Source organism: Thiopseudomonas sp. SA1F2-1K (assembly GCF_057443035.1).
In genome coordinates, this window is record NZ_CM172014.1 from 1,265,582 (window position 1) to 1,281,972 (window position 16,391).

At 48.0% G+C, this 16,391-nt stretch carries 18 protein-coding genes, 1 pseudogene and 1 riboswitch; of the genes and pseudogenes, 11 read left to right on the top strand and 8 right to left on the bottom strand.

The window, feature by feature from the left end:
* Positions 1-46 precede the first annotated feature (46 nt).
* From AC2T15_RS06115 to AC2T15_RS06125, 3 genes are read right to left on the bottom strand one after another with little or no spacing between them, the layout of a single operon-like run.
* Entirely contained in the window at positions 47-538 is a 492-nt protein-coding gene (locus tag AC2T15_RS06115; protein ID WP_053099628.1) for a RidA family protein, read from the bottom strand.
* Between the two features lie 34 nt (positions 539-572).
* Positions 573-977 (bottom strand): c-type cytochrome, encoded by a 405-nt coding sequence (locus tag AC2T15_RS06120; protein WP_053099629.1) that lies wholly within the window; start codon positions 975-977, stop codon positions 573-575.
* Between the two features lie 15 nt (positions 978-992).
* Entirely contained in the window at positions 993-2,597 is a 1,605-nt protein-coding gene (locus AC2T15_RS06125) for a flavin monoamine oxidase family protein (RefSeq protein ID WP_231692786.1), read from the bottom strand.
* 333 nt (positions 2,598-2,930) lie between these two features.
* Between AC2T15_RS06125 and AC2T15_RS06130 the strand changes: the two genes are divergently transcribed.
* Complete coding sequence (locus tag AC2T15_RS06130) at positions 2,931-3,290, top strand: translation initiation factor Sui1 (RefSeq protein ID WP_053099630.1); 360 nt, start codon at positions 2,931-2,933, stop codon at positions 3,288-3,290.
* Between the two features lie 44 nt (positions 3,291-3,334).
* On the opposite strand, the gene putP is transcribed toward AC2T15_RS06130, so the two are convergent.
* Positions 3,335-4,819: a sodium/proline symporter PutP gene (gene putP / locus AC2T15_RS06135; protein WP_286593526.1), complete on the bottom strand. Its 1,485-nt coding sequence runs from the start codon at positions 4,817-4,819 to the stop codon at positions 3,335-3,337.
* 232 nt (positions 4,820-5,051) lie between these two features.
* On the opposite strand from putP, the gene AC2T15_RS06140 reads away from it, so the two are divergent.
* The 3 genes from AC2T15_RS06140 (at position 5,052) to phaR (ending at position 8,105) form a co-directional block, all read left to right on the top strand.
* Positions 5,052-6,671 carry an FMN-binding glutamate synthase family protein gene (locus AC2T15_RS06140; protein ID WP_486777785.1) on the top strand — a complete coding sequence of 540 codons (1,620 nt, stop codon included), beginning with the start codon at positions 5,052-5,054 and terminating at the stop codon, positions 6,669-6,671.
* Between the two features lie 49 nt (positions 6,672-6,720).
* Positions 6,721-6,884, top strand: a riboswitch (yybP-ykoY riboswitch).
* 29 nt (positions 6,885-6,913) lie between these two features.
* A complete protein-coding gene (locus AC2T15_RS06145) occupies positions 6,914-7,492 on the top strand; it encodes a TMEM165/GDT1 family protein (RefSeq protein WP_053099633.1) in 579 nt (192 codons plus the stop codon).
* A 112-nt stretch (positions 7,493-7,604) separates the two neighbouring features.
* On the top strand, positions 7,605-8,105 hold the full coding sequence (gene phaR / locus AC2T15_RS06150) for a polyhydroxyalkanoate synthesis repressor PhaR (protein ID WP_053099634.1): 501 nt from the start codon (positions 7,605-7,607) through the stop codon (positions 8,103-8,105).
* 54 nt (positions 8,106-8,159) lie between these two features.
* On the opposite strand, the gene AC2T15_RS06155 is transcribed toward phaR, so the two are convergent.
* A complete protein-coding gene (locus AC2T15_RS06155; RefSeq protein WP_486777786.1) occupies positions 8,160-9,380 on the bottom strand; it encodes an RNA-guided endonuclease InsQ/TnpB family protein in 1,221 nt (406 codons plus the stop codon).
* Between the two features lie 287 nt (positions 9,381-9,667).
* A pseudogene (gene ybaK / locus AC2T15_RS06160) lies at positions 9,668-10,126 on the bottom strand (Cys-tRNA(Pro) deacylase); the annotation flags it as partial.
* Positions 10,127-10,252: 126 nt separating this feature from the next.
* On the opposite strand from ybaK, the gene AC2T15_RS06165 reads away from it, so the two are divergent.
* Both AC2T15_RS06165 and AC2T15_RS06170 read left to right on the top strand, forming a co-directional pair.
* Complete coding sequence (locus AC2T15_RS06165) at positions 10,253-11,026, top strand: hypothetical protein (protein WP_486777787.1); 774 nt, start codon at positions 10,253-10,255, stop codon at positions 11,024-11,026.
* A 62-nt stretch (positions 11,027-11,088) separates the two neighbouring features.
* Positions 11,089-12,123 (top strand): linear amide C-N hydrolase, encoded by a 1,035-nt coding sequence (locus AC2T15_RS06170; protein WP_486779026.1) that lies wholly within the window; start codon positions 11,089-11,091, stop codon positions 12,121-12,123.
* Positions 12,124-12,178: 55 nt separating this feature from the next.
* Here the strand turns inward: AC2T15_RS06170 and AC2T15_RS06175 are convergent, their stop codons facing one another.
* Both AC2T15_RS06175 and AC2T15_RS06180 read right to left on the bottom strand, forming a co-directional pair.
* Positions 12,179-12,859 (bottom strand): hydrolase, encoded by a 681-nt coding sequence (locus tag AC2T15_RS06175; RefSeq protein ID WP_486777788.1) that lies wholly within the window; start codon positions 12,857-12,859, stop codon positions 12,179-12,181.
* A 39-nt stretch (positions 12,860-12,898) separates the two neighbouring features.
* Positions 12,899-13,753, bottom strand: coding sequence for a pirin family protein (locus tag AC2T15_RS06180; protein WP_486777789.1), 855 nt, complete (start codon positions 13,751-13,753; stop codon positions 12,899-12,901).
* 181 nt (positions 13,754-13,934) lie between these two features.
* Between AC2T15_RS06180 and AC2T15_RS06185 the strand changes: the two genes are divergently transcribed.
* The 5 genes from AC2T15_RS06185 (at position 13,935) to AC2T15_RS06205 (ending at position 16,386) form a co-directional block, all read left to right on the top strand.
* On the top strand, positions 13,935-14,645 hold the full coding sequence (locus AC2T15_RS06185) for an AzlC family ABC transporter permease (RefSeq protein ID WP_486777790.1): 711 nt from the start codon (positions 13,935-13,937) through the stop codon (positions 14,643-14,645).
* The gene (locus AC2T15_RS06190; protein WP_053099641.1) at positions 14,642-14,959 is read left to right on the top strand and encodes an AzlD family protein; all 318 of its coding nucleotides are present in this window, start codon (positions 14,642-14,644) and stop codon (positions 14,957-14,959) included. Before AC2T15_RS06185 ends, AC2T15_RS06190 begins: the two co-directional genes overlap by 4 nt.
* Before the next feature lie 280 nt (positions 14,960-15,239).
* Positions 15,240-15,425, top strand: a complete 186-nt coding sequence (locus AC2T15_RS06195; protein WP_053099642.1) for a hypothetical protein — start codon at positions 15,240-15,242, stop codon at positions 15,423-15,425.
* A gap of 230 nt (positions 15,426-15,655) precedes the next feature.
* Positions 15,656-15,910, top strand: a complete 255-nt coding sequence (locus tag AC2T15_RS06200) for a hypothetical protein (RefSeq protein ID WP_486777791.1) — start codon at positions 15,656-15,658, stop codon at positions 15,908-15,910.
* 164 nt (positions 15,911-16,074) lie between these two features.
* Positions 16,075-16,386 (top strand): DMT family transporter, encoded by a 312-nt coding sequence (locus AC2T15_RS06205; protein WP_053105415.1) that lies wholly within the window; start codon positions 16,075-16,077, stop codon positions 16,384-16,386.
* Positions 16,387-16,391 lie beyond the last annotated feature (5 nt).

Genomic DNA, 16,391 nt, shown 5'->3' on the forward strand with positions numbered 1-16,391 from the left:
ACAGGTGCTGGCTCCAGTTTTTAATAGCAAGTTAGTAACCGTTAAGTTACGGACGCACCGCCGAGACCTCAATCTCAATCAGCCAACCTGGATTGGCTAAAGCTGCCACTTCTACTGCTGAACGCACCGGTAACTTAGGCTGAGCTTCAGTGCCAAAGAACTGAGTGTAACCTTTCATAAAGCCAGAAAAATCCACCTTGCCTTCCTCAGCGACTAAAAACACCTGCATCCGGTACACATCACCCATACTCAAGTTTAAGCTTTTGAGGTTGTTCTCAATCGCCTTAAGCACCGAGACTGTTTGTTCTTCCATCGAACCATAGGCTGCTAAAGAGGCTGCATCGGCTTTCGCATTAATCACCGTAGGCACTTGCCCACTTAAATGGACTAAGGTTTTATTAGCTGGTACTTCTACCGCTAACGAAATTGGAAAATCTGAGTCAGGCAACTTGTGACGAATCACCTCACCTTCAGCGGCATGCACCATGGAAGCTCCCATAATTGTTGCCAAGGCAACGCTAGCTATCTGTTTTTTCATTATCGTTTCCTTTAATTAATCACGCAGTATGGACCTAGCGGCCACTTAAGGCTTTTACATCATCCATTGTGGCTTGGGTTGGAAAACTATTACCTAGCTTATCACTACGAATATAGTTCACTACTTCTAGGATCTGCTCATCGCTTAAGTATTCCTTAAAGCTTGGCATGCCACCTAAACCGTTTAATAAGACAAAAATTGGGTAGGCCGGTGCCGTTAATGAAGGGTTACCCGCTAGTGCCGGATAAAAACCAGCCCCAGTGTTAGCTCCCTTACCTTGCTCCATGTGACAACCCTGACAGATACTATTAAAAATATCCTCACCACTTCTTTGCTCAAAGTTTCCACTTTCTGAAACTGTTGGGGTACCTGCCATTGCAGCCATCGAAAAAACTGAACTCAAGCTAAAGGTGAGCGCTAAACTAACAAACTTTTTCATTCTGAAGGCTCCCAATTAAGCTGATTTATTTTGCGTGGAAACGGCATGGGTATGCAGACGTTTGATCGCATCGAGTGATGATAAAATCGCCCCTTCTAACCAAGCAGGAATATGCGACGCATGCTCACCTGCAAGAACAATTCGGCCATCAATTTCACAGAGATTTTGATAATGCTCTTTACGCGACTCAGGCGTCCATAGACCATAGCAACCGTTAGTCCAAGGCACTCGGTGCCAACCAACAGCAATTCCGTTTTCAAACTCATCTTTATACTGTGGGTGAATTTTAGAGCCGTAATCTAAGACTTTCTGAATCCGCATTTCAGGCTGCATTGCGGTAAATTCATAGGCATTGGCACCCCACATGTAAGCACCTAGCAACACACCTTTTTTCGCAAAATAGTCAGTGCTCGGGTAGCTAATCAGCTCAATTGGCATATTGGTGTAACTTACGCCACCATAAATCTGGTCATCTTCTTCCCAGAAACGGCGCTTAAATTGTAGTCCCACTTTTAGTGACGCATCATAGGGTACCGCGCGAATCGCATTCTTCATCTTGTTGCTGAAGTTGGCTGGAATTTGCCCAAGAATCGATAGCGGAATGGTACAGACACACCAGTCAGCAGTTTCAGTTAAGGTATCGCCTGGGTTTTGGCTATCGACATAACTAACCGTCACGCCTTTATCATCCTGTTGGATTTTAGTGACCTTACTGCTGTAACGAATTAAGCTGCCGACTTCTTTTTCAAAGGCCTTAGCAATCATATCCATGCCACCAACAGGCTGGAAAATCGTGCTTTGGTATTCAAAGGCATGGCCGGTATTAAGGTGCTGCCAAAGACTAGAGTTCAGCAACTCAACACCCGCCATAGGTTCTGAGTACTGCTCTTCTGGCATCAGGCCGCCTCCTGGCATAACCTCATAACCGCGCATTAGACTGGCTTCTAATGACTTCACATATTTGTCTTGGCCATTGAGCGAACCCCATTGGCGCATTGCGGTGAGCAAACGCTCAGAGTCTTCTTTGGTTAACGCATCATCTAAGGCTTTTTGGTTAACACACTTAGCCAGCAACTCGGCAATGTGCCCTTGGAAGTCACCCTGCACTTCACGGTAACGCTTAGGTTTGCCGCCAAAGGCTTTGGTGTCATGGAAGTAAGCATTGTGGTTAATCTGGTTAAACACTTCTAACTTCACATCGAACTTTTTGCAGTAATGCAGTACCGCGTAGTGGTGATACGGAATACGCCACGGACCGGGGTTTAGATACAGACCTTTATCAAACTTACACTCTTGGGTGGCACCGCCTAGTTCGGTAAATTTATCACCCCCACGCAGGGTCCAGCAGCGACCACCGGCTTTAGCGTTGTATTCTAAAATTTTAACTTTATAACCCGCTTTACGTAGCTCGTAAGCAGCAGTCATTCCTGCCACTCCAGCCCCTAAAACTAGGACCGATGCCCCTTTAGGCGCACCGCTGATTTCATAATTTTCACCATCAAAGCTTGATTCGCTGGCAAAACCGAGCGTTGTCATTGCTTGATACATAGCTGCCGCGCCGGCGGTTTTACCGATCCACGACAGTAACGCACGTCGACTTAAACCTGGAGTAAAATCCATTCTTTCTTACCTCATGTGCAAGGCGTTGGCTGAAGACTACATGGGCAAGCGGGTAAGCTTGGCCACTGGTTCATCAGCACCTCATTATAATTGGCTGTCAAAAGACTTTTCTTAAGGGCAATTTTTTGCACTAAGAAAAAACCTTGTCACTATGACAGCTATCTGAGGCAAAATGTCGCAGCCTTGATACCCCCACCCGCATTATTTTCTCAGTTAGAGATGAGAATTATTCTAATTATGCGACACCCGGATAATTGTAGGGCAATTTGCAGTCACTTTTTTAAAGCTTTTTATATTAGACTTAACGCCATATTTAACCGATTTGAGGATGCTATGAAATCATCAGCCAGTAGCCGTTTCGTTTTCTCCACCGACCCCCAAGCACTGTGCCCAACCTGTCAGCAAGCGCCAGCGGCTTGCCACTGCAAAAGCGCCCCCACTTTTAGTGGCGATGGAACGGCACAGGTTCGCCGTGAAACCAAAGGCCGAGGCGGCAAAACAGTGACCACCATTAGCGGATTGCATTTAGATAAAGTTGCGCTGAAGAAACTTTGCGCTGAGCTAAAGAAGCGCTGTGGCGTGGGGGGTGCGGTAAAAGATGAGCAGGTGATTGAAATGCAAGGCGATCAAGTCGAGCTATTACTCAACGAGCTGAATAAGCGCGGGTTTACTGCGAAAAAAACCGGTGGTTAACGACATTGCCCCAGCCAGTGCTGGGGCAATTTAACCTCACTCAGTTAAGCCTGCTTAAACTCTTGCTCGGCTTGCTCAAAGCGCTGCTGAATCGTTTGGCTAGGGGCCTTATCACGCAAGCTCACTAACACAATGGCAATAATTGCTAAGGCAAAGCCTGGAATAATTTCATACAGGTTAGAGTCGATTAACTCCTTCCACACCACCACTGTAATTGCTCCAACTAGCATGCCAGCGAGTGCGCCATTACGGGTCATGCGCTTCCAGGTTACCGACAACAGCACCACTGGACCAAAGGCAGCACCAAAGCCAGCCCAAGCATAGGACACCAAACCTAACACCTTACTCTGCGGGTTAGCAGCAATAGCTACCGCAATCAGGGCAATGGCTAACACCATTAAACGCCCCACCCAAACCAGCTCAGCTTGTGAAGCATTCTTACGTAAAAATGCTTTATAGAAGTCTTCGGTTAAAGCACTGGAACACACCAAAAGCTGGCAACTAAGGGTACTCATTACTGCCGCTAACACACCAGCTAAAATGACACCTGCAACCCAAGGGTTAAACAAGATTTTGGCTAACTCCATAAATACCCGCTCACTATTACCGGTAACGGCACCGGCTTGCTCTGGGTGATTTTCAAAGTAAGCGATACCAAAGAAGCCCACTGCAACTGCACCGCCTAAGGTTAAAATCATCCAGGTAATACTGATGCGACGGGCTGCAGGGATACTCTTAACTGATTCAGCCGCCATAAATCGCACTAAAATATGCGGCTGGCCAAAGTAACCTAACCCCCAGCCAAACAGCGAAATCAGCGCAATAAAGGACACGCCATCAAACATATCAAAGCTTTTTGGATTAACCGCTTCAATAGTGGCAAAGGCAGTATCCAAATCACCCAAGGCTAAAATGACAAAAATCGGGGTAATTAAGAGCGCAAAAATCATTAACGTCGCCTGCACGGTATCCGTCCAGCTCACCGCTAAAAAACCACCAATAAACACATAAAGTACAGTCGCCGCTGCCCCTACCCATAACGCTGTGCTGTAATCCAGACCAAAGGTGCTTTCAAATAATCGCGCACCCGCCACTACCCCTGAAGCACAATAAATAGTAAAAAACAGCAAAATAACTAAGGCGGAAATAATCCGTAGTAAACGGCTATGATCTTCAAAGCGGTGGGTAAAGTAATCCGGCAGGGTTAAGGCGTTATTACTGTATTCGGTGTGTACCCGTAATCGTCCCGCGACAAATAACCAGTTTAAATAAGCGCCCGTGACTAGACCAATAGCAATCCAGCTCTCGGATAAGCCCGACAAATAAACCGCTCCGGGTAAGCCCATTAATAACCAGCCACTCATATCTGAAGCACCTGCAGACAAGGCGGTAACTACACTGCCTAGGCTGCGGCCGCCTAAAATGTAGTCTGAAAAGTTTTTCGTTGCGCGCCAGGCAATAAAACCAATTAAAATCATCGCACTGATATAGATGGTGAAGGTCACCAATGTCGGCGTTGAAATGCTCATACTCGTCCCCTAAAGATTAACTTTATAACGCTCAGCTCTCCACACCGAACCCTATAAACAAACGCGCAAGATTACCTGTTTAAGCAACTTTTTTGTAGCAATAGCCTGATTTAGCTTAAATTAAGCCCATTTTTCTAAGGGATTTGCCCCTAGTTTAGGAACTAAGGCTAGGCTTCGGCATCTGGTACAGGCACTCTACTGCATTTGATCAGGCAAACCATGGAGGTTACCCATGCCTTATCTTCGTTATGCTCCTTTCGTTATTACCCTACTCTTGCTATTCGCCAGTATCAGTTTATGGTCCCACAGTCTCTGGTGGCTGCTGGCTAGTCTTAGCTTAGCCGCACTGAGCATATTGGGCATTAGCGATCTGACCCAAACTCGCTCTGCCCTGCGTCGTAACTACCCTATCACTGCCCATATTCGTTATTTATTTGAATATTTGCGCCCCATGTTGCGGCAATACATTGTGGAGGATGATGATGAGGAGGTGCCCTTTTCCTTTGAGCAACGCTCGCTGGTCTATCAGCGCGCCAAACAAGCCTTAGAAACTCGAGCCTTTGGCACAGAGAAAAATGTTTATGCCGAGCAATACGAATGGATTAACCACTCGTTACAACCCAGCCTGATCGATAGCGCCGATTTTCGCGTCAGCATTGGTGGCCCTCATTGCAAGTTTCCCTACTCGGCCAGTGTCTTTAATATTTCAGCCATGAGTTTTGGTTCGCTCTCACCCAATGCCATTCGCGCACTAAACCAAGGTGCGAAACTGGGCAATTTTTATCACGACACAGGTGAGGGTTCGCTTTCACGCTATCACCAAGAACATGCCGGCGATGTAGTCTGGGAACTAGGGTCTGGCTATTTTGGCGCCCGCGATGCCCACGGCAATTTTAATCCTGAAGCCTTTGTTGAAAAGGCCACCTTGGCCCAAGTCAAAATGATTGAGCTCAAACTCTCCCAAGGCGCTAAACCAGGTCATGGTGGCGTTTTACCGGGCTCTAAAGTGAATAGCGAAATTGCCCTTACTCGAGGTGTGCCAGAGGGCATTGATTGTATTTCTCCTGCACGCCACTCGGCTTTCTCTACCCCAGAGCAACTGCTTGAGTTTATTGCCGAACTGCGTGAACTGTCAGGTGGTAAACCGACTGGTTTTAAGCTAGCCATTGGCCATCCCTGGGAATGGTTTGCCATTGCCAAAGCTATGCTCAGCACCGGCATTACTCCAGACTTTATTGTGGTTGATGGTGCAGAAGGCGGTACTGGTGCAGCGCCTTTAGAGTTTGCTGATCACTTAGGCACCCCAATGCGCGAAGGTTTGATGTTGGTGCACAACACCTTAGTGGGTCTAAATTTACGCGATAAAGTCAAAATCGGTGCAGCAGGTAAAATCATCACCGCTTTTGATATAGCCAAAGCCATTGCCCTAGGTGCCGACTGGTGTAACTCCGCCCGTGGTTTTATGTTTGCGCTAGGCTGTATTCAGTCGCAGTCTTGCCATACCGACCGCTGCCCCACAGGTATTGCCACCCAAGACCCTAAGCGCTGGCGCGCACTGGCTGTCACCGACAAAGCCCAGCGCGTAGCAAACTTTCAGCGCAACACACTACGCGCGTTACAAGAAGTCATCGCTGCTGCAGGTTTACAACACCCCAATCAACTCACTCCTGAGCATATTATTCAGCGAGTGGATCCGGTGACTGTACGCTCACTTGGGGCACAATATCCGTACCTCAATCCCGGCGACCTGTTACGTCCTGACTACCTACCTGAGCATGCCGTGTTTCAGCGCTTTTGGCGCGACTCCAGGGCGGATAGCTTTAGTTTTACTCCCAAACCACAAGGCAAATAAACGACTTAAGCTGGATAGATTTGCTTTTACAAAACAAAGCGGCTAAAGTCCGCAGCGTCTTGGGGGAGTAGTCTGCTAGTTGCTATAGGTAGCTAGTGCTTAGCGTCAACATACTTGGTCAACAGACCATGGCCTAAGCGACCATCGTAATGGTTTGACAAGACCCATGACATATACCCTACCCGGGGCGGGAAGGTGTGTATGTCATGGTTCGCAAATTCCCGCCCCTGAGGTATTTAATTATGTGGGAATCTCTCCTTGTTCCAACCGGAATTGTCACCCTCGCTGAAATTGGCGATAAAACACAACTCTTAGCCTTGATCTTAGCTGCACGCTATCGCAAGCCTATTCCTATTATTTTAGGAATCTTGGTGGCCACCGTGGCGAATCACTTCTTAGCTGCGGCCGTTGGTAATCAAGTCGCCAGCCTATTTAGCCCAACCACCTTAGCTTGGATTTTAGCGGCTAGCTTTGCGGCGGTTGCACTCTGGACTTTAATTCCAGACAAAATGGATGATGAAGACTCAACTAGCAAAAAGTACGGTCCCTTTGTTGCCACTCTGATCGCCTTTTTTATTGCTGAAATGGGCGATAAAACCCAAGTGGCTACGGTGATGCTGGCAGCGCAATACTCACATTTTACAATGGTGGTGATTGGTACCACCTTAGGGATGATGATTGCTAACGTACCGGTCGTATTAGCCGGTAACTTTGCCGCCGATAAACTACCGCTTGACTGGATCCGACGCATTGCGGCCTTGTGCTTTGCCTTACTGGCGGTTTACGCTGCCTACCAAGCATACAGCGGCAGTCTTGGCTAAATCTGTCCTGCGGCGCAATGTTCAGCGCCGCTTCCCCCTGTTTCTTCTGAAAGCTAGGCAGTAATCTGCTAGACTACTGCCCCTGCTTAAACCCTGTTGAGACTGTTTGACTATGTCATCTGATACCCCAGAAACACCCCGTCTTATTAAGAAGTACAGTAATCGCCGGCTCTATGACACCCATACCAGCAGCCATATTACGCTGGCCGATATTCGTGAGCTGGTGCTTAGTCAGGTGCCTTTTCAAGTGGTTGAAGTGCCCTCGGGCGATGACATTACTCGCACCATTTTACTGCAAATTATTCAAGAGGCAGAAAATGCCGGCGAGCCGATTTTATCTAGCGATATGCTTAAAAGTATTATTTGCGCCTACGGCCCTATGCAAACAATGTTTGCCGGTTTTCTTGAATCGAATATGGCCACCTTGCTCGAAATTCAACAAAAGGCTGGCAATCAGTCAGGCGAAGCGTGGATGCAGTTTATGCAAGGGCAAATGCCAGCGATGCAACAACTGATGTCGCAGTACTTAGAACAGTCCAAAAGCCTCTATTTGAATACACAAAACATGTTTGGCTTATTTAATCCCTTTAACAACAAACCCAAACAAGACTAGTCGGGCATTTATTGACATCCTCCCCGGCCTGAAGGCCGGAGATTCCTACGGCGCTCAGGTGCGGCATTGAGCCGCCTCTGAGTCGCTTCGGTGGGTTCCTGCTGCTGGCGACCTTACCGCATCGCTCACTTCACAGGCGAACCGGGCGTGTCCCGCCCTTAAGATATTGATCGCGCCGACCAGATCGGCGTTTTCCTCGAAGCCGCATTCCACGCAGGCGAACTTTGTCTGACTGGTGCGGTTCTCCGCCGACACATACCCGCAAGCCGGACAGGTGCGGCTGGTGTTCTGTGGCGGCACGACAATCAGATAGCCGCCACTCCAGGCCAGTTTGTAATCCAGTTGGCGGCGGAACTCGAACCAGCCTTGATCGAGGATGGACTTATTTAGGCCGGACTTGGCCCGAACCTTCTTACCCGGCTTTTCGGTGGTACCCGCCGCCGACTTGGACATGTTCCGTACCTGCAAATCCTCGATACACACCATCGCGTGGTTTTGGCTGATCGTGGTCGTGGCGTTGTGCAGGTAGTCGCGGCGGGCATTGCCGATGCGGGAATGGATACGCTGGACGCGGGCCTTCGCCTTCTTCCAGTTGTTGCTGAATTTGGTCTTGCGGCTCATCGACTGCTGCGCGCGGCGCAAAGCAGTTTCATGCCGTTTGAAGCTGTTGAGCGGCGCATAGCACGTGCCGTCCGAGAGCGTGGCGAAGCGGGTGATACCCATGTCGATGCCAACCGCGCCGCCTTGCGGTAGCGGTTGCTCAACCGCTCTCTCGGTCTGAATCGACACGAACCACTTGCCGCAAGACTGGCTGACGGTGATGTTCTTCACCGCGCCCAGCACCTCGCGGCTGTTGCGGTAGCGTAGCCAGCCCAGTTTGGGCAGGAATACGCGACTGTTCGCCTGATCGAGCTTGACTTGCTTCGGGTCGGGATAACGGAAACTATCCGATTGGCCTTTCTTCTTGAAGCGCGGGAAGTCGGCCCGCTTGGCGAAGAAGTTGCTATAGGCCCGCTCCAAGTCCTTGAGCGTCTGCTGTAACGGGTGAACGGGCGCATCGGCCAGCCAAGCCGTCTCTGAGCTGTTGCGCCACTCGGTAAGCAACTTGCACAAGCCCGCATAGCCGAGCTTCTTCTCGCCCTGCTCGTAGCGTTCCTTCTGCAACGCCAGCGCCTGGTTGAACACGAACCGACAAGAGCCAGCGAAGCGGCGCATTTGTCGCTCTTGCTGGCCGTCTGGCCGCAATTCGTATTTGTAGGCTTGAAGTCGTCGCATACCCAATTATACTCTTGGTCCATGAGCAATGACACCGATATTCGATAAGGACGGCACTGTGTTTTTAAGATACACGTCCACTTGGTCTTTGTGGCGAAATAGCGCCGCGGAGTGCTCGATGGCGACGTCCTCTGTCGGCTGCGCACCATTACTGGCGCGCCGATTTCCATCGTGCGCCAGTATATTGAACAGCAGCAGACTCCACACTAAGAACTAAGGACGGCTACGCCGTCCGCGCTATCCTTCCCCGCCCTGAACGACGGGGCTTGTCGCGCTCCGGGGTCAATCAATGGAAAAAACTGAGCTCGAGTTATCTGCTGCAAATCTGCTGCGGCTAACTCGAGCTCTAACCCACGTCTGCCGCCACTAATAAATAGGCTAGGCAATGTGGTAGCAGACTGATCAATAAAAGTGCGCAACGCCTTTTTTTGCCCAATCGGGCTAATTCCGCCGACTAAATAGCCCGTCACTCGCTCAGCTTCTTTGGGATCCGCCAATTGCACCTTTTTTACCTCTGCCGCCTGAGCAATGGCTTTTAAACTCAGTTGATGCGCAACTGGTAGCACTGCCACCAATAACTCCTCTTTATCGACTTTAACTAGCAGCGTTTTAAATACCCTAGCAACTTCCACTTGGAGCTTTTCAGCAGCCTCTAAACCGTAAGAGTTCACTGTGGGATCATGCTGATAACTATGTAAATTAAAGGCAATCCGATTTTTTTTCAGCAGCGTGACAGCAGGCGTCATAATTAAAGTCTAACCTAATCAAATTTAATCCTAGTAATTTACTCCCAGTTGGTTAGCCTTCCAAGTGATTAGGTTATGTTAACTGCCAGCCACTGATCATTTCTCTCCTTGCTTCTAGGATAATCTATGCTGAAAAAACTCATACTCAGTAGCTGTTTACTCACCAGCTCAGTTACTAGCTACGCAGCTGAACACTGGAAAGTGTTGGTCAGTCCTTTTATTTGGGGAGCTTCATTAAAAGGCGATCTCGCCTTAGCAGGCAAAAAGCCTGCTGTTGATATTCCTTTCTCAAAGCTGGTCAATGATGTCGACTCTATTTTTATGGGCAACCTTGAACTCACTAACGCTCATTACGGCTTTTATATAGACGCCATTAATGTTGACACCGATAGCAATGACCGTGTCATGGGGCAGAAAATCAGCTATAAAATTGATCAAACCACAGTGGCATTGGGTGCTTTTTATCGCGCATTTAACTACGAATTGGGCGGAAACCATTTATTTGATGAGCCAAGACGTATTGCTATCGATCCAACAATTGGTGCTCGCTGGACAAAGTTAACAGCTGAAGTCCAATCCAAACCCTTTGGCCTAAAACTATCTAAAAAAGCAGAATGGACTGATCCATTTGTCGGTCTGCGACTCACTGCTGACCTTACTAATAAATGGAATCTTTCGTTACTTAGCCAAGTCGGCGGCCTAGATACTGACAACAAAAAGACGCATAACCATGAAGCTTATTTGGGTTATCGGGTCTATCTGCTCGATCATCCAACCATTATTCGAGTGGGCTATCGTTCATTAAGCCAACGCTATACCTCCACCGACTTTACAGGACATCGTTTCAAGTACGACATACGCCAATCTGGCCCAGTTGTTGGAATGACCATGCGTTTCTAATCTATAGATAAGGAAAATAAACTATGCGTAGTTTGCTTAATAGACAACTCAAAAAAGCGGTTATGGTGCCGGCATTAATAGGCACTTTAGCTTTTTCAGCTATTGCCGATGCCTGTACGCGTGTGGTTTACCTAGGTGAAGGTAATCGCATTATTACAGCACGCTCAATGGACTGGAAAAAAGATATAGAAACTAATTTATGGATATTTCCACGTGGTATAGAGCGTACTGGAGAGGTCGGCCCAAACTCCATCAAATGGACCTCTAAATATGGTAGCGTCATTTCTTCAGGCTATGATATTGCGACCACCGATGGCTTGAATGAAAAAGGGTTAATGGCCAATGTGTTATGGCTGGTTGAGTCAACATACCCAACTTTTACTGAAAAAAGTAAGCCAGGGCTCACGTTAGCTGCCTGGGCGCAATATGTACTCGATAACTTTGCCACTGTAGAAGAAGCGGTGATTGCATTAAAACAAGAACCCTACACGATCGTTACTGCCGAGGTACCAGGGGAGACACGTTTAGCCACTTTACACCTATCACTCTCTGACGCTTCGGGTGATAGCGCGATTATTGAATACATTGATGGTAAACAAGTCATTCACCATAACCGCACCTACCAAGTAATGACTAATTCGCCAACATTCGAGCATCAACTTGCACTCAACGAATACTGGCAACAAATAGGTGGGGAAACCATGCTACCTGGCACCAACCGTGCTGCTGATCGTTTCGTACGTGCTTCTTATTATGTGAATCGTATCCCCCAAGCGGCATCCCCTGAAGAGTCCATAGCCAGTATGTTCGGGGTGATCAGAAACGCGTCTGTACCCTACGGCATAAGCACCCCAGATCAACCCAACATTTCTTCTACGCGCTGGAGAACGCTTGCTGATCATAAAAACCAGCTGTATTTCTTTGAGTCAGCACTGAGTCCGAGCATTTTTTGGGTGGACTTAAAAAAGGTTGATTTTTCATCAGTAACTGGCCAAACCAAGCAACTGAAGTTAGAGGCTAATCAAGCGCGAGTGCTCAGTGGCGAGGTTTCTCAACAGTTTAAACCTCACGCCCCTTTTAAATTCTTAGGGTTATAACGAATTCCACAGCCGTGCTGTCCAGCAAAGCTAGGCAGCACGGCTGTGGCTGCTATTAACTTAAACTTGAATCCAGCACCTCGTGCTCAGTGACGACCTGCTGCGCTTTAGCATAGCTTTCCATCAACAACTGATAGGCTGGAAAAATATGGGTGTAAGTTTCCGCCCAAGCCAGTGCATCAGCTCTATTCCATGTTTTCTGTAGCTCAGAAGCTACCGCCGCCGTGTCAATCGGCACAACACCTGCTTGTAACATGCGGGCCAAGGTGATTTCTTGCGCCATCTTGCTATAGGTACCTGAAGCATCAATCACCACAAATACTTTATAACCTTCAGCCACCGCGCTAATCGCTGGAAACGCCATACACACACTGGTAATGGTGCCAGCAATAATCAAGGTTTTACGGCCGGTAGCCTTTACCGCTTGAACAAACTCGGCATTATCCCAAGCATTAATTTCACCTTTGCGGCCAATATATTGAGCGTGGGGAGCATTTTGCTGAATTTCTGGAATCAAAGGTCCATTTGGGCCTTGAGGCACTGAGGCAGTAGTGATCAGCGGAATTTTCGCCAAGCTAGCAATGCTTGCTAAGGCACTGGCTCTTGCTCGTAATTCAGGCACCGACATATCACCTACAGTTTGAAATAAGCCGCTTTGATGATCAATCAATAACATTAACGCATCATCGGCCTGGATCACTGGCGCTTGGCCGTTAAAGTTTGCAGGAGTACTCATGTTATTTACCTCTTGGGATGATTAAATTAAACCAACGCTTTACACCAATCGATGATGCTGCAGGTCGGTTAAGGCTTGCTCTATTTGCTGCTCGGTATTCATCACAAAGGGGCCGTAGCCCACAATCGGCTCCTGTAATGGTTCGCCACTGAGCACCAGCAAATGGGTATGGTTATTAGTTTCTAGTTGAACACTGTCACCTTGCGCACTGAGCAGTACGGTTTGCCCTTCGCGCACCACACTCTGCTGATTAACCAGTAACGTGCCCTGCAGCACGACCAACATTACCGGCCAGTTAGCGACTAGCCCTAACTCAAACTCGGCCTGAGGCTCTAGTGACATATCCAATAGCTGTAATGGACTATGGGTTTTGGCAGGTCCTTGCTGGCCTGCATACTCACCGGCAATAACCCGTAAGCGACCTACTTGATCGGGTAATTCGAGCTGCGGTATTTGTTCGGCGGTAATCGCTTGATAACGTGCGGGAGTAAATTTGGCACGGGCGGGTAAATTCACCCACAACTGGACCATGTGTAATTCACCACCGGCTTTAGCAAACGGCTCGGAGTGATACTCTTCATGCAAAATTCCAGCGCCTGCGGTCATCCACTGCACATCACCCGGCCCAATAATGCCGCCTTGTCCCAAGGAGTCGTGATGAGCTACTTCCCCCTGATAAACCAAAGTCACCGTCTCAAATCCTCGGTGTGGGTGCTGACCTACACCTCGACGTGCCGTGGTGGGCTTAAAAATGGTCGGTGCGGCATGATCCAGTAATAAAAAAGGACTAATACGCTGTTCTTGCAGCTGATAAGAAAACAACGTTCGTACAGGAAAACCATTGCCCACCCAATGCTTTGGATTGGCATTTAACAGCTCAAGAATTGTTTTCATTACGTAGTTCTCCTTTATTACTCTGACTCATCCTAAAGTTAGCCTGTGCTCTGCAATAGCCCCTCAGAGCAATACGCTGTGTTCTACGCTTAGAACGAACTTATTAGCCTAGTGCTCTAGTAGGGTTTTGCTGCATAATCCGCTCCTACCCTTAATTACAATAAAAAAAGCTAGGTTTACCATGTTGTCACCTGAGTCACCCCAACACACGCTAACTGCCCGCTCAACCTGGTTAGGCTTTCAGCAATTACTGCCTATTTCGCTATTTGTCGCTGCATTTGGCACAGCCTTTGGTTTAGCTGCTACTCAAATGGGGCTAAGTAATAACAATATTTTGCTGATGAGTGCTTTCGTCTTTGCGGGCGCTTCGCAATTTGCCGTACTTGAACTATGGGGCGCACAGGTCTCGATAATCCCTGTGCTTGTCACTGTCTTTGCCATTAATGCACGGCACTTGTTGATGGGCGCCACCCTATACCCTTGGCTTAAAAACCTGCCCCCGCGCCAACGTTACGGCTCTATGCTGCTGGTTTCAGATGCTAACTGGGCCTTTGCCTTACAAGCCTTTAATCAGGGACGAACAGGTTTTGGCCTATTACTAGGCGGTGGTATCGCGCTCTGGCTCTTTTGGAGCCTAGGCACTTGGCTGGGAATTTATTTTGGCAACGTCATCACCGACCCCAAGGTATTAGGCTTGGATATGGTGATGGGCTGTTTTTTACTAAGCATGGTCATTGGCGGTGAAAAGAACCTACGTATGCTAATTATTTGGCTAGTGGCAGGCTGCACCTCATTGGGTGTCTATTATTTTCTGCCAGAAAACACCCATGTCGTAGTCGGCGCTCTCGCTGGCGGTGCAACTGGGGTGTTACTTGCAGAGGCTCGCCCATGAGTATTGCGACCACTGAGTGGGGAACCTTTTATCTTATTGTCCTGATGGCCATCGTGACCTTAATCACTCGCTGGGGTGGGGTTTATGTGATGGCCTTTATTCCTATTCGTTTAGGTGTGCGTCGGTTTATTGAAGCAATGTCCGGCTCGGTACTGATTGCACTGCTTGCCCCCATGGCCATTACTGGTGATCTTGCCAGTCAAGCGGCTTTAGCGATCACTGCCGTCAGTATGCTGTTAATTAAAAAGCCCTTAGTCGCGATTAGTCTAGGCGTTCTCACCACCGCACTGATTAGACAGCTTTATCTTATTTAGCTAATGCAGAGTTTAGCTAACGCCGTAACCTACACTGTCATCAGTTTGTCATCTGAATTAAGGAAACTAATAGTTGCTCACACTCACCTCAGCATAAGCTGCTGAGCTAATTTGCATAAAAAACGCTTAACAAGAGAACATTTTCCTAGAAAAGCCTCTAATAAGCGTCTATTTCAAACTATTTGGAGCAGGCTTTACCCCCTTGGTTGTATCTGGCACTGCCTTAACTACCTCGGTAAGACGGCAGTAATCCCTAGACCTTCTTGTATGGTACACGCCGATGACACTACTGAAGACAGCTATCGCTAACAACGAATCTAACCGTCAACTTCTAGCCCAACTTCAAGCCGAGTTTGAACAAAAGCATGGTGCTATTCAGACTCAACCATTAATTCAGCGCTGTATAAATGCCAGCTTTTATAATGGTAATCCCGTCGCATCCAAGCAAAAATCCAGTCAAGTGTAAGCGGTACAGCAACACTAGGTAAGACCATTCAGTACTTACCTAGTGCCTCTTTATAACTAAATAAGCGCAACATAAGAACAATTTACGCTATGGATAAAAACATTTGTTTTATTTTTCTGCCAGAGTCGATACAGTGCAAAAAGTTTACTATTTTACCCAAAAGTAAACCTCTTAGCGCCTAGCCATCAAACCCGATGCTAAATAGCTCTGCCTCATGGAGGAACCACATAATGATAAATAAAATTGTACTCGTCCTACCGCTGATAGTACTTGCCGCCTGCTCAGGAGAAAGCTGGCTCAATGCCCGCCATCGCCCTCAATCAAATACCACCACCCCAACAGAGCCGATCCACTTTACAGATACAATTAAAGCGCCTCAGGCCCAAACCTTAGGCAATAGTGGCGCGCTACCGCATACGACCAAACCTGCTGATTTTCCGGAAGCCTCCTACGACCCAAACGCCGAGTACACCTATACCTTTTAAAGGCAAGACGGCTTTGCACTCGCTTACGGCTGAAATGCCGTATTAGGCTTAAAGATGCACTTAATTAAAAACTGTGCTTTACTAGCACCCTCTTCTAGAAGTGAGGACGACCTCACCGCTCTTTCTCAGTTAGGGACGGCCCTAATTCGTCAGGAGCGTATCCTATGGCATGGGTTCTCTTAACTTTTGCTGGTCTTTTTGAAATTGTTTGGGTATTTGGCTTAAAGCACACCCAAGGTTTCACCCTACTTTGGCCCTCCATCTTCACCTTAGTGACTATGGGTATTAGTTTCTGGCTACTTAGCTTAGCCATGAAAACACTCCCCATGGGTACTGCCTATGGTGTCTGGGTGGGTATTGGCGCTGTCGGCACTGTCATCGTAGGTATTCTGTTTCTTAATGAAAGCAGCACTATTTGGCGCTTACTGAGTATTGCGCTAATTATTTCTGGCGTGGTGGGCTTAAAGCTCTCTTAGTCTGA